The sequence below is a fragment of the Methanosalsum natronophilum genome, from assembly GCF_024808815.1.
GTDB classification, from domain to species: Archaea; Halobacteriota; Methanosarcinia; order Methanosarcinales; family Methanosarcinaceae; genus Methanosalsum; species Methanosalsum natronophilum.
In genome coordinates this window covers 1-13,177 of sequence record NZ_JANUCS010000009.1, presented here as the reverse complement: position 1 = coordinate 13,177, position 13,177 = coordinate 1, and the positions used below count along the sequence as shown (strand labels likewise).

Here is a 13,177-nt window from a genome sequence, read left to right as displayed (position 1 = left end):
TTTGATACTGTATTTATTTAATATTTTAAGTATCAATGTCTATACCACCACTATATATACACTAAAATACAATTTATGTTATATATTAAGAGATATAGAATTAGTATATTGTTCCATATTGGAACAGATGTGATATTCATGCGATATAGTCTTGGAATTGATGCTGGTGGCACTTATACTGATGCGATTATAGTGGAAAATAGTGATGGTTCAATAGTAGAGTTCAATAAGTCATTGACAACTTATCCTGACATGACCGTAGGCATTAAAAATGCACTTGAATCGATTGATACCGAGCATTTAAAGCAAGTAAGTTTAGTATCAGTTTCAACCACACTTGCAACTAATACTGTGCTTGAGAAAACCGGTGATCCAGTTGGTTTAATACTTGTAGGAGATCATCCATCAAACAATTATCCTGCTTTGGATATATTGGAAACAAGTGGTGGTCATGACAATAATGGAGAAGAGATTGAAAACCTCAATTTTGATGAAATAACTGAATTTGTAAATAACGTAAAAACAAAAGTTTCCGCATTTGCAGTATCATCTTATTTCAGTATACGTAATCCTGAACATGAGCTTAAAATAAAAGAGCTGATTGAAAGTAGGACTGGTATGCCTGTAGTTTGTGGACATAATCTCTCTCAGGATATTGGAGTATACGAACGTGCAGTTACTGCAACACTTAATGCAAAATTAATTCCAATAATCCGTCAATTCATAGAATCTACAATACAGGTAATAAAAGAAAAGGATATTAATGCTCGTATGCTCATGCTCAAATGTGACGGATCAGTGATAAGTATCCAAGATGCTCTAGATAAACCAATTGAAACAATTTTCTCGGGACCAGCTGCTAGTCTTATAGGTGCATCATATTTAACAAGACTTGACACATGTACAGTGATCGATGTCGGAGGTACCAGCACCGATGTGTCTTTAATTAAAAATGGTGTGCCTGAACTCAGTGAAACTGGAGCTATTGTAGGGGGATGGAAAACAAGAGTCAGAGCAACTGTCATGGAAACTTCCGCTATGGGTGGGGATAGTCATATATGGATTCAGGACAAAAAACTCAATATCGGTCCAAATAAAGTTATACCATTATGCTATGCTGCAACCAAATATAAAAATCTCTTAGATAAATTGAAAAGGGATGAAATTGTCTCAAGACGTACACTTGATGAAAATATTCAGCCTACAAAGTATTTCATACGTACTGAAAAAAAACATGGGCACCTTACAAAATCTGAAGAAAAACTACTTAAAGTAATAGATTATGAGGATCCGCGTTCTTTTGCTGATCTTAGTAGGCTTATGGTAAAACCTCCCGCAACACAGATAATGAACTCTTTGATTAAAAAACGGTTAGTCCAGTGTATTGGATTCACACCAACTGATGCATTGCATGTGCTAGGAGATTATAAGAAATGGAACGTTGAAGCCTCATTAATAGGTTCCAAGAAATTAGGTAAGTTAAACAAATTTCAAGCCTATGAATTCTGCAAAGAAGTCAAACAAATGTTTACAATAAATATGGCATATCGCTTGATAACTTTTATGTTACCAATGCTTCCACGTGAAGGTATACACGAAATGATTAAAAATAACAGTGATGTTAAATTTAAACTTGATGTGCCTGTAGTTTTGTTAGGAGGTCCTGTGAGTGCTTATAGAGATGGTTTAGATAAATTGATTGATGCTGATATAAGAGTTCCTGAATTTGCAAGTGTAGGAAATGCTGCAGGTGCATTGTTTGGGAATGGTATTAAGCGTCTAGAAATGATGATAATACCTGAGTCAATTAATAAACCAGATAAAAATTATTTATTATTTTCACAAGATGGACGGTATAAGATAGAAGATTATTACCAAGCTCTAGAATTTGCCAAAGAACATGGGAAAAAGCTGGTTACGAACCATATGTTAGCTTGTGGCTTCAATAAAAGTGATATCGAGATAAAAGTAAATGAAAAAAAAGTGATTCCTCAAAATTGGCATAATCCACCAGTAGAAACACATTTAGTTATTTTAGGTGTCGCAATTCAAAAAAAGGGGACTCATGATAAATACATGAAAAATAATTCATCAATATCTGTTGGTGATACATTTTAATAGTTATTAAATTAGAATCTATATTCTCATTTAGTATATCCTCAAGCTTTAAAAATTAAAAAAGAAACTTGTATATATTTAATTTACTTAAGCATTTTAAATTGAGTATAGCCTTTACTTTAAATTTTAAGTAAAAATATAAAAGTAATAAAAATATTAAATCGCAACTCTAATATATTACATCTGCTTATTAGGAGTCTATTGGTTTTAATAAAACAAAAAACTATCTTCTATACACCAGTAGTGTAGCGGTTATCACCGGGCGTTGCCAACGCTCGAACCCGGGTTCGAATCCCGGCTGGTGTACTTAACTTAATCAAAATCAGCTGCAAATTCATTTTTACTTAATAAACATGTTTCTCTAACTAAAAAATTAAAATATCTATAGAGTAAAATTTCTATGGATTCTAATTATTTTGCCATGGATTATAGTTCCACCAGCCACCTGGGGGTTCGGGTACAAAACCTATTGCAATTAAATCAATAATAATTAAAATGATTATGAATATTAAAAGTCTGCTCTTATCGTTAATGTTCAAAAGATTAATTGTTTTATTGGGTAATAAACCTAATAGGACTAAAATCACAGCTATTAATAAAGATATAGAATATCCAATCAGCACTGATATGAGGCCCGATTCTAAATACCACATAAATCCTGCAGGTGCAGCAGCTAGGCCAATCCCGCCATATAGAATACTAAATGCACGCATCCAATTATTGTAAGGTTTATAACCATCTTCCTTTAAATAATCTGGTTTTAGGCCACAATTTGCGCATACTCCTTTTTTTTCACTTTCGATTTTTGACCCACAGTTTAAACATTCTTTTGACATATCTACCTCATTAAATTATTGACATTATACCACAATATAAAGGAAATTTTATTTATTTAAATTTAGCTAGAATTATTGAACCAAAACCTTTAATAAATAATTATTATCCATTATAATTGGTAGCATGAATGATGAAGAAAATAAAAGCTTGAAACATAAGTGGATTCAAAAAATGAAGAGTGAAGGTAAGATTGATAAAAATCCTACAAAAGATCACGAAAGTGGTTTGAAAGCATTACAAAATCCTACTAGAAGAAAAATACTCCAAGTTCTTACTAAAACTCCAAGAACTTTAGATGAAATTAAAAAAGAGCTAGGCATTGACAAAATGCAGGCTAAGTTCCATCTTGAGATGTTAGAAGCTTCATTGTTCATTGAGCAAACTACTAAAGATAACAATCATTATTACATATTATCACCACGTGGTAAAGGTTACATCGACAATGCAAAGATGGGTAAATAAAATGAAATCGCAACTAAAAAGTGATAAAAAATGAATCTATGGGTTTCTTACATTTAATAAATTGTGATGAATGAAAGTGCTTTTGAAATGAATACAAAAAGGTTGTTATTTAGTGATGTATCTACTGGTTATGGAAAGTACGCAAATAATCATAATGGATATTTGAACTTATAAACATTTTTTTTACAAGGAAGCCTTAAATAGTTTCATTTTAATATTACACATAACTATACTCTAAGAAAAAACAACAATTAGCTTAGAGTGGCTTTTTTTTTCGAGCTTAGAGTATTAAGGTGGTAAATTAACTATGGATAATAAAAAGAATACTTTAACCACAGGTTTTGGAATACCTGTAGGTAACGATCAGAACAGCCTTACAGCAGGAGAGAATGGGCCTGTGTTAATGCAAGATGTTCATCTTCTAGATAAACTTAGCCATTTTGATCGTGAGAGAATACCTGAAAGAGTGGTACATGCTAAAGGTGCAGGTGCTGGAGGGTATTTCGAAGTTACTTCAGATGTCAGTAAATATACTAAAGCCAACTTTTTATCTGAAGTTGGTAAGAAAACTGAAGTATTTGTTAGATTTTCTACAGTAGGTGGCGAAAAAGGTTCCGCAGATGCTGCACGCGATCCACGTGGGTTTGCTGTCAAATTTTATACTGAAGAAGGAAATTATGATATGACTGGGAATAACACACCTGTTTTCTTTATAAGAGATCCTCTTAAATTCCCTGATTTCATTCATACACAAAAAAGACATCCTGCGACTAACTGCAAAGATGCTAATATGTTCTGGGACTTCTTATCATTAACACCCGAATCAATTCATCAAGTAACAATATTGTTCTCTGATAGAGGTACACCCGCAAGTTACCGTCATATGAACGGCTATTCCAGTCACACCTATAAATGGTATAATGAAGATGGTGATTATTATTGGGTTAAATATCACTTTAAAACCGATCAAGGAATTAAAAACTTGACAGGCAAAGAAGCGGAGAAATTAAGTGGTTCAGATCCAGACCACGCAACAAGAGACCTTTATGAATCTATACAAAATGGAGATTATCCTACATGGACTTTACAAATGCAAATAATGACACCTGAAGAGGCTGAAAACTATAGATTTGATATAACTGATATAACAAAAGTGTGGCCACATGAAGACTTCCCGCCAATAGATATCGGTAAACTTGTTCTTAACAGGAATCCTGAAAACTATTTCGCAGAAGTCGAACAGGCTGCATTCAGTCCAGCTAACCTTGTACCTGGTATAGGTATTTCACCCGATAAAATGCTTCAGGCTAGAGTGTTTTCTTACCATGACACACACATACACCGACTCGGGCCAAACTATAACCTAATTCCTGTCAACAGGCCAAAAAATTCACCAGAGAATAGTTATCAACGTGATGGTTTCATGCGTGTTGATGATAATGGAGGTAGTGGACCAAATTATTGGCCAAACAGTTTCAATGGGCCTGAACCCAATGAAAGTGTATTAGAACCACCATTCGAAGTCTCAGGAATGGCAGCACGTACTGAATACACACATCCAAACGATGACTTTGTACAACCAGGGAATCTGTATAGGGATGTTATGGATGATGAGGCTAAACAACACTTGGTAAAAAATATTATATCACATTTATCAGGTGCTATAGAAAGAATTCAATTAAGGCAAGCAGCAATCTTTTACAAAGCAGACTCGGATTATGGAACAAAAGTAGCTGAGGGATTAGGGCTTGATATAAATACAGTAGAAGAGCTAGCCAATATGTCACATGAAGAACGTGTGAATGCAACTTCATAATTGGTTTATCAACGACCAAGCAGAAGAGGAACTAATAGTTCCTCTATTAAATTTTATTTTATAAATTATAAGCTACGTTAGAGTATATTTTTTAATTATTTTTTTGAAAACAATAACTGCAAACTAATTTGAAGCTTAAGAATGATTTATTTATGTAAATCACATATAGGTATTTGATGAATATGTGGAATCTAACAAAAATTAAAAAAAAACCAATCCATCTAATCTCAATTGCTTTAATTGCATTATTATTGCTTTTTTCAGGATGCCTAGATAATAATCTAATTGATGAAACTGGACCAGATGCAAAGATTAACTTGCCTAAAGATAGTTTTAGTAAGTATGAAGATATCCATTTTGAAATTAAAAATACAGGAGATACGGTTTTAGAATTTGGTCGTGCATTTAACATAGAGTATTATGACGAAAACACTGATGAATGGACTCAAAAAGATTTGGATTTAGTATGGCCACAGGATTTAATAATTCTAGAACCTGGAGAAACATTCGATCAGCAAGTATTTAATCCATCTTCTAATTTCATAACTGAAGCAAAAGATGGTGAATACAGGATAATAAAGAAGTTACATTGTGCAGATACAGGTGAGAGTTTTAAAGTAGTTGAAAATTTTTATATAGATATGGATGAACCTTATCCAAATGCTTCTTTGAGTTTAGATAAAGATAATTTCGATAAAAATGAAAATATCGAATACACTGTTAAAAACATTGGGACCACTCCAATAACTTTTGGCCGAATGTTTGAAGTTAAATTCTATGAACAAATGGAAAATAGATGGAAACCTGTTGAGATGCAGATGGCTGTTACTTTAGAAATGATAGTATTAGATCCAGGTGAGTCTTTCAAACAGTCTTTTAACCCATCAGAACATTTCGCTAAAAATGTTGAAGACGGATTATATAGAATAAATAAGTCAGTTACATGTACCGAAACCGAAGATGTACTTTACCTTGAAACAGAATTCAATATTGTAGGCAAATAAATATTTGAATAAATGTGGTCATTAAAAATGATCACAATATTTTTTAATAATTAATAAGAACAGTTTTTATTATGACTCTAACTTTTTGAGAAACATGTTATATTTTTTAACTACTCACCTCTACTTTCTGTATTTGTATTAACATAACATCCTCATGATATTAACAATCACTAACTATCAAGGGCGCCATATATCCTTAACTGATTTTTAAGGTATTAAGTTTAAACTACACTTACACATATTCTATGTAATCTGTAAAGTTTGACTACCTAATAACTTGTTAATCATCTATTTTAAGGTCACAATCATAGTAGGAAATGCTAAAAACGGAAAAATAGCTCTACTTACTTATCGGAAATTAAAATATTTTTTAGTTCAATTTAAAATTTTAAAGGTGACTATGAAATAGTTATCTTTCTAGAAAAAGTTTTTATTTGTTTTTTTAACCCAACAAAAATGTGGTTACAAGAAACATTATTAAATACAGTAACTTTTATGTTTTATTTTTATCTTAGCTACTTTTTAAAATCCAATAAAAAATATCACTAAAATATCAAATTTAAATTAATTTAATTTTTCTTACCCACAGCTGAAACATATATTACAAATTCATCTTTCCCATCGATCCCAATTAGTTCATTCATATTCTCATCGCTAAATGCAGCTATTGCACAAACACCATACCCAATACTCTCAGAACTTAAGTAAAGATTCTGGCATGAGTGGCCCGCATCCAAAAACAAGTATCTATAACCTCGATCCCCATACCTCCAAGTCATACGATATGGTACAGCAGACCAAACAACTACAAGTGCACTCTCAGTAACAAATTCCTGGTTTAAGCATGCCTTCTTCACTTCTCGTACAACATTATTATCTATTTCAATTACTTCCAATTTGTGCCCTATAGCTATAAATCGGTAAATTCCTTTATCTAAACCTTGAACTCTATTAGATATAATGTAAGTTTCAAGTGCATGTCGTGCACCAGCTGATGGCACATTTCTAAATGAAGCAATGCCACTAACAACTTTTTTCACACCTTGTATACACCACAATAAATAAGATAGCTCTTCTAAGTTAATATGTTCATCAGAATAGGATCTGACACTACTTCGAGCTTCAATAATTTCCCTCACATTACAATCTTCAATGGAAATGAGACTAGGAGATGGTAGCTCAATAGTTTGATTTTTTACTGGTTTTTGCAACGGAGGATTTGGATAACCAAGTGATTGAGCAGGAACATCTAAGTTTCTATACTTTGTTCTTTCCAAAAAATCTACACCAATATTCTCTTTCATATTAACCAACATACAATGAGAATTTTATCAAGTACAATACCTAATAAACTCTATCGAGGCATAAAAAGGAAAAGATATTATTATCATCACAGAAGTGACTTTAGAACTAAAAAGATTATGCCAATAATCCAGTTAAATACATTGCTGCAATCATGAAAATTCCAAAAATATAACCATAAATTGCTACCGAATCAGTACCATCTAATTCAAAATTGGGTTTGTTTTGCATAATTTAAAACTCCATTATCTCATGAAAATATTAGTATTTTCTCGAAACACATTTGTTTTGCAATTATAATGATAAATCATGTATTATATAAACCTATTGATTTATAATGAATAATCATTTCTATATTATTCACTATCAACTATTTCCGTTAATTCATATTTATTTCAATATTGAATTAATCTCTAAAATAACACGCCTTTGACCTGTTCTTTGAGCCTTTTTGTTTCTTAGATAATCTTTTTTATAATACTTATTAGGCATTGGCTATTTTTTTTACATTGTTAGGGTTATTAATTTTAATGCCATTTGTTGTCATGAGAAAATGAGTTAGATCCAAATCTATACCGAATTTAAAATCAGATTAGTATGAATTCGATTATTTTAACCATTCATTTTCTCTTTTCTATTTATGAAAAGCATATCATTTAAGTAAAATTGTGATAGATGTTTCTTTTATGTTTAATAGACTTACTTTGATCTTATTTTCTAACTCCTACTCAACGCTATTATTATGCTAAGTTTCAAAAGTTACATCTGAATAAAAGAAAAAAAGAAAGTTCAGCTAAGTTCAAAAATTAGTGATTTTATTTAGGAATGAATTCACCACACCAATAAACTACATCTTGTTCTCGTAAAGGTATAAGCTTTAAAGACTTTCTACCAACGTAATATTTTTCAACTTCTTTAGGAAACCTTGTACAATATGCTCGGTTTCTTTTTCTTTTTACAAAAAAACAATTTTTACAATCAGCATCTTTTAAGTATTCTTTTTTTTCTTCCATTTTCTCTTTATAACTCATTTATTTCACCTTTAACAAGAAAATGTTTTTACATTAATAGTCCATAGAGTCTTCATTTATACCATTAAATAATTTACTTTTCTTTTTTCCTATGTTTCATATTTTTTATTTCATCACTTGTTTCATTTAATTCATCTTTAACTTCATTAAGTTCATCTATGCTATTTTTTTTTAATTCAGCTAGTTCCTTCCATATTCTTTTTTTTATTGACATTCAAATCACTTTAGTAAAAACTTAATTGATATAGGTTATACATTTTTTAATTTCATAAAAGAAAAGCACAAAATAAAACTTTTCGGTGAGAATACAGTCACTCTATAACATAATCTAGTAAACATAGAATATTGTTCATTATCTTTACCTAAAAGAGCTATATAACCACAAGAAGGAATCCCATCAGAATTGTCTTCTTTTATAGTACCAAATATTTTACTTGTATTATTTACAAACAATATGTCATTATTAAGCTCTAATATAGTTTCAATCACTTTTTGGGCATCTTTTAATAAAAAATTAACATATCTTCCCAAATAACTTAATCTTATCTTACAATAACAATGATTTTCAGACAATTTATCCAAAATATATTTTGATATGTGTGATTTAAATTTATTAGAGCGCATTTGGGTATTATTCCTTAAACTAAATCTTTACATTACTAAGAAAGCTGAAAAGTTAAATAGATTTATAGTTAAATAGATTTTTCTTTTAATTACTATATATCGAACCCATCCTTAGCTGTTATTATTTTAAAGCTAGTATGATGTTGTATGATAGCTAAATAATCAAAGTTAGTATAGTATCTAAAACAGTGAACTACGTAAACATTCAATGCTTATCGCAAGTTCTAAGTCAATAAATTGAAACTCATCAGGATTAAACAAAGCTTTATCGGTTACTTTGAGTTTAAGTATAACTAATAATGGCATGAAAGACATTGTCATATAAACTAAATTGAAATACAAAGTTCTTTTTTTTGTGCTTTAAAGACCAATATTTGTTCTTTTTTTGATTTTTTAATATTTAAAGAAAGTTCAGAACCCAAAAAATAAAACAATTCATTTTCAGAATAAGTTCTTTTAATATTTTCAGAGTTAAGGACAATAGGTGAATTTAATTTCTTAGATATCCATTTAGATTTCTTTTGAATCAATTTTTCAAATTCAAATATTGAAATATTCTTTAGTGCCCTTACAATTAACTTCTTAGTGAAAGTAACTCTAACCTCAAAGGTCTTTTTCCTATTTGAACAAATCAAATTGTACTCAACAACATTCTGCCCTATTTTTATTGATAGCGAAACAACACCTTAAGTAATATTTTTATCAATACCTTATTTTACTCCATTTACAGTGTATCTCACACATGACTAACAAGCATTACCCTAATATGAAAAAATGAAACATATATACGAAACTTATTTATCAAATATAATAGTATTATGTCCATGGACTTGAAACTCAGATACTATTTAGGGTCAATGGTATTTTTGTCTGGTCTCATAATCTCAATTGCAGGCATTGGGTTTGGTATATTTGTTAACCTGATGTGGACTTCTGATCCCATTGAAATTATGACTACTTACAGCTTAGTTGGTATAGGTTTTAGTTTAACTCTGTTGGGCATTAACTTAATGATTAGTAAACAAAGGCCTTATGGACTGTATAGCAACATAGCAATGGTTACTGGATTTATACTATCGATAGCTGGTGTAATCTATTTTTTAATGATATTTCAAGATAATTGGGTATACCCCTATGCTACGTATTTAGTTATATTATATGCTTCGGGTATTAGTCTACTTTCAGGAAATGCTTTTGCTAATGCCGTTTTAAGAGTAATCGGAGAACCATCTGAAAACCTAAGTACATCTAGTTCTAATAAGAACTATTCATTAGAAGATATTGAAAAAGAAGTAGAAAAAACTTTAAGTCAAAGTTATTCAACCAATAATACTAACTTTTCAAGTTTTGATCTTGGGGTAAAAGAAGATGATACAAGCTTTGTTCCATGTAAAACATTTAAAAGCACTCAACAAGAAAGAATTGAAGTAGAAGATTTTATAAGCGAAGCTAAAAATTTGCAGACCACAATGACGGGTAAAGTTGAAACCGGAGATTATGGTTTGGAGTTAACTACCAAGATGTTAAGTGAAACTATGAAAGAAAAGGAACGGGACCAAAACAAAAGTATTTTCAACAAATTTAAAACTAAATTCAATAATAAGAGGAAATAATTATGGCAAAAGGACTCGATGTAGGAACAATGAATATTATCTGTGCGGAAAAAGGAAAAAGCGATTCTATAGTCTTTGCACAACAAAGAAATGCTTTTTTGAAGATGGAAGCAGGTGACTTAGCCCAAAATATGCTAGATACTTCCAAAATCTTATATACACATCAAAACGATACAATAAATGTACTTGGAGAAGATGCTTTCAAATTTGCAAACGTTTTTAATAAGCCTATCAGAAGACCAATGAGACAAGGTATAATTAGTCCTGATGAGAAAGAATCAATCCCCATGATTAAGTTGATAATTGAACGTGTTTTGAATAAGGCTGAAAAAGATGGTGAATTATTAACAATTTCAGTACCTGCAAGTCCAGTTGACAGTAATATAAATGTACTATACCATAGTAAAACAGTAGAAGCTTTGTCAAAAAAACTCGGGTACAAAACAACATTAATCGATGAGGGCCTTGCTGTTGTCTATTCTGAACTAGGTGACCAAAACTTTACTGGTGTTGGTATAAGTGTTGGAGCTGGAATGACCAACATAACAGTAGCATACTTAGCAACTCCAATTGTTTCGTTCAGTATTGCCAGAGGTGGTGATTGGATTGACGAACAAGTTGCTAGTGCTACTGGAGTAGCTATTGAAAGAGTTACTTCAATCAAAGAGAATGACTTCACTTTCAATTCAGAATATGAAATTGGAAGTATACAGGGTGCTATCGCCCTTTATTATGATGCACTGATAACTTATATTATTGAGCACCTTAAAAGGAAACTTGAAGAAGCTGCACCACCAGATGCAGAGTTTCCAGTAGCTATCGCTGGAGGTAGCAGTCGTGCAAAAGGTTTCTTGGAAATGTTTGAGAAAAGAATAACTGAGGCTAACCTTTCCATCAACATTTCAAAGGTCAAGAAAACACAGTATGCCAGCTCTGGTGCTAAAGATCCAGTATATGCGATTGCACGTGGGTGCCTTATATCAAGCATAACCCGTGAAAATGCTGAAAAAGCTGAGAGTGAAGAAGTAAATAAAACAAAAAATGAAGAGAATAAATAACTAAAACTATTTTTGCTAGTTGTATTGAGATGAAAAAATAACATCTCAACACTTTTTTATTTTATTTATAACTTAAGAAACCTAATAGTTCATTATTTTATAACTTCTATTGCATAAACAAAGTTTTACACCAATTTTCAGTTATAGTAACTTATTTGAGACAAAGGGAGATGAAAAAAGCTGATAGAAATCGTTTTATTAATCATTCTTTACTTCACTGTATTTGCCGTGATTCACAGTTTTACAGCAAGTTTGTACTTTAAAAGAAAAATCAGATGTCGACTAGGACCTTTTGTTGACAAAGTATATCTGCCAGTCTACAGTCTATTAGCCTTATTGACAATTTCACCTTTAGTGTACTTAATATATAACAACCCAGGTTCAATAATATATATAATACCAACACCCTGGTTCTGGGTTATGATAAGCATACAAGTAATTGCTGCACTGGTTGCACCTCGTGCTTTAACTGATGCTCCCCATAGATTTAAATTAAGGTTACAGCTAGGTCAAGTTGATAATAAAGAACTAAATCACCTAAAAATAAAAGGTATTTACAAGTGGATTAGAGATCCTTTTCTTTTATCTGGTCTAGTTATAATCTGGTTTACTCCATTCATGACACTGAATTTATTGCTTATTTATGTTCTTATAACCATTTATCTAGTTTTTGGATCATTCCATTGGGAGAAAAGGTTAGTGGAACAGTTTGGTACTGAATACAAAGAATATCAAACTGAAGTGAATAGGATATTACCTAGAGTTCCTAATAAATAAATTGATAATTTTTATTTTCATAATAAGCATACACCACTCAAAAGTTACTTTATAAAGGAATGTTTGATATAAATTTCTAATTTTACAGATTACAAATATTAGCACGAGGATAACTAGAGAAAAAATTGTTGTATCAAATAAATCTAAAGTAATCAAGTACAATATTATAGATAAGAAACTAACATTCTTTAAAGATTTTAAATTAAGAGTCTATATATATTATATTGCATGTTTAATATTTTGAATTACGATTTAAACTTGTGGTCAAATACTTAAATTTAAATCTTTGGGGTAGTATCAATTGTGCATTAAATCATGTGTAAGATGTGGAAGAGCAGTTGAATCTTTCAAAAACAGAGAATATGGTAATGAACTTGTTTGCCCAATCTGTCAAATGCAATTAGAAGTATTTAGGGATAAGTTACAAAAATACTTTGTACCCTAAGTTTGCCAGTTTAAACTATTTTTGATTAAATATTACTAATTTTTGTCGGAAAATGAGTTTGCCAGTTCAGCTAATTTTGTTGATTTTACT

At 30.9% G+C, this 13,177-nt stretch carries 14 protein-coding genes and 1 tRNA gene; 9 read left to right on the top strand and 6 right to left on the bottom strand.

The genetic code is table 11. The annotated features are described in order from the left end of the window. The first annotated feature begins 75 nt into the window (after positions 1-75). Together J2T59_RS06005 and J2T59_RS06000 are read left to right on the top strand one after the other, a co-directional pair. Positions 76-2,118: a hydantoinase/oxoprolinase N-terminal domain-containing protein gene (locus J2T59_RS06005; RefSeq protein ID WP_310572664.1), complete on the top strand. Its 2,043-nt coding sequence runs from the start codon at positions 76-78 to the stop codon at positions 2,116-2,118. A gap of 234 nt (positions 2,119-2,352) precedes the next feature. Next, positions 2,353-2,424, top strand: a tRNA-Gly gene (locus J2T59_RS06000). A gap of 101 nt (positions 2,425-2,525) precedes the next feature. Here J2T59_RS06000 and J2T59_RS05995 read toward each other — a convergent pair. Beyond that, positions 2,526-2,954, bottom strand: a complete 429-nt coding sequence (locus J2T59_RS05995; protein ID WP_259134923.1) for a hypothetical protein — start codon at positions 2,952-2,954, stop codon at positions 2,526-2,528. 124 nt (positions 2,955-3,078) lie between these two features. Between J2T59_RS05995 and J2T59_RS05990 the strand changes: the two genes are divergently transcribed. The 3 genes from J2T59_RS05990 to J2T59_RS05980 all read left to right on the top strand — a co-directional run bounded on the left by J2T59_RS05990 (position 3,079) and on the right by J2T59_RS05980 (position 6,237). Next, entirely contained in the window at positions 3,079-3,417 is a 339-nt protein-coding gene (locus J2T59_RS05990) for a winged helix-turn-helix domain-containing protein (RefSeq protein ID WP_259134921.1), read from the top strand. A 307-nt stretch (positions 3,418-3,724) separates the two neighbouring features. Continuing rightward, positions 3,725-5,233, top strand: coding sequence for a catalase (locus J2T59_RS05985; protein ID WP_259134919.1), 1,509 nt, complete (start codon positions 3,725-3,727; stop codon positions 5,231-5,233). A 176-nt stretch (positions 5,234-5,409) separates the two neighbouring features. Continuing rightward, positions 5,410-6,237, top strand: a complete 828-nt coding sequence (locus tag J2T59_RS05980) for an immunoglobulin-like domain-containing protein (RefSeq protein ID WP_259134917.1) — start codon at positions 5,410-5,412, stop codon at positions 6,235-6,237. Between the two features lie 569 nt (positions 6,238-6,806). On the opposite strand, the gene J2T59_RS05975 is transcribed toward J2T59_RS05980, so the two are convergent. The 5 genes from J2T59_RS05975 to J2T59_RS05955 all read right to left on the bottom strand — a co-directional run bounded on the left by J2T59_RS05975 (position 6,807) and on the right by J2T59_RS05955 (position 9,829). Further along, positions 6,807-7,541 (bottom strand): SagB/ThcOx family dehydrogenase, encoded by a 735-nt coding sequence (locus tag J2T59_RS05975; RefSeq protein ID WP_259134915.1) that lies wholly within the window; start codon positions 7,539-7,541, stop codon positions 6,807-6,809. Positions 7,542-8,354: 813 nt separating this feature from the next. Then, positions 8,355-8,570, bottom strand: a complete 216-nt coding sequence (locus J2T59_RS05970) for a hypothetical protein (RefSeq protein ID WP_259134914.1) — start codon at positions 8,568-8,570, stop codon at positions 8,355-8,357. Between the two features lie 73 nt (positions 8,571-8,643). Next, positions 8,644-8,784 (bottom strand): hypothetical protein, encoded by a 141-nt coding sequence (locus J2T59_RS05965; RefSeq protein WP_259134913.1) that lies wholly within the window; start codon positions 8,782-8,784, stop codon positions 8,644-8,646. A 35-nt stretch (positions 8,785-8,819) separates the two neighbouring features. Next, positions 8,820-9,152, bottom strand: coding sequence for a hypothetical protein (locus J2T59_RS05960; RefSeq protein WP_259134911.1), 333 nt, complete (start codon positions 9,150-9,152; stop codon positions 8,820-8,822). Between the two features lie 368 nt (positions 9,153-9,520). Then, positions 9,521-9,829: a YgjP-like metallopeptidase domain-containing protein gene (locus J2T59_RS05955; protein WP_259134909.1), complete on the bottom strand. Its 309-nt coding sequence runs from the start codon at positions 9,827-9,829 to the stop codon at positions 9,521-9,523. Between the two features lie 189 nt (positions 9,830-10,018). On the opposite strand from J2T59_RS05955, the gene J2T59_RS05950 reads away from it, so the two are divergent. From J2T59_RS05950 to J2T59_RS05935, 4 genes are all read left to right on the top strand, one after another. Beyond that, a complete protein-coding gene (locus tag J2T59_RS05950; protein WP_259134907.1) occupies positions 10,019-10,807 on the top strand; it encodes a cell division protein CdpA domain-containing protein in 789 nt (262 codons plus the stop codon). A gap of 2 nt (positions 10,808-10,809) precedes the next feature. After that, a complete protein-coding gene (locus tag J2T59_RS05945; protein ID WP_259134905.1) occupies positions 10,810-11,865 on the top strand; it encodes a disk-shape morphogenesis protein volactin in 1,056 nt (351 codons plus the stop codon). Positions 11,866-12,045: 180 nt separating this feature from the next. Further along, a complete protein-coding gene (locus J2T59_RS05940; RefSeq protein ID WP_259135014.1) occupies positions 12,046-12,642 on the top strand; it encodes a methyltransferase family protein in 597 nt (198 codons plus the stop codon). A gap of 301 nt (positions 12,643-12,943) precedes the next feature. Next, positions 12,944-13,087, top strand: coding sequence for a hypothetical protein (locus tag J2T59_RS05935; protein ID WP_259134903.1), 144 nt, complete (start codon positions 12,944-12,946; stop codon positions 13,085-13,087). The last annotated feature ends 90 nt before the right edge of the window (positions 13,088-13,177 follow it).

Coding starts and splice junctions, on each gene's coding strand:
- J2T59_RS06005 (WP_310572664.1), top strand. CDS start 76: ATGTTATATATTAAGAGATATAGAATTAGTATATTGTTCCATATTGGA.
- J2T59_RS05995 (WP_259134923.1), bottom strand. CDS start 2,954: ATGTCAAAAGAATGTTTAAACTGTGGGTCAAAAATCGAAAGTGAAAAA.
- J2T59_RS05990 (WP_259134921.1), top strand. CDS start 3,079: ATGAATGATGAAGAAAATAAAAGCTTGAAACATAAGTGGATTCAAAAA.
- J2T59_RS05985 (WP_259134919.1), top strand. CDS start 3,725: ATGGATAATAAAAAGAATACTTTAACCACAGGTTTTGGAATACCTGTA.
- J2T59_RS05980 (WP_259134917.1), top strand. CDS start 5,410: ATGAATATGTGGAATCTAACAAAAATTAAAAAAAAACCAATCCATCTA.
- J2T59_RS05975 (WP_259134915.1), bottom strand. CDS start 7,541: ATGAAAGAGAATATTGGTGTAGATTTTTTGGAAAGAACAAAGTATAGA.
- J2T59_RS05970 (WP_259134914.1), bottom strand. CDS start 8,570: ATGAGTTATAAAGAGAAAATGGAAGAAAAAAAAGAATACTTAAAAGAT.
- J2T59_RS05965 (WP_259134913.1), bottom strand. CDS start 8,784: ATGTCAATAAAAAAAAGAATATGGAAGGAACTAGCTGAATTAAAAAAA.
- J2T59_RS05950 (WP_259134907.1), top strand. CDS start 10,019: ATGGACTTGAAACTCAGATACTATTTAGGGTCAATGGTATTTTTGTCT.
- J2T59_RS05945 (WP_259134905.1), top strand. CDS start 10,810: ATGGCAAAAGGACTCGATGTAGGAACAATGAATATTATCTGTGCGGAA.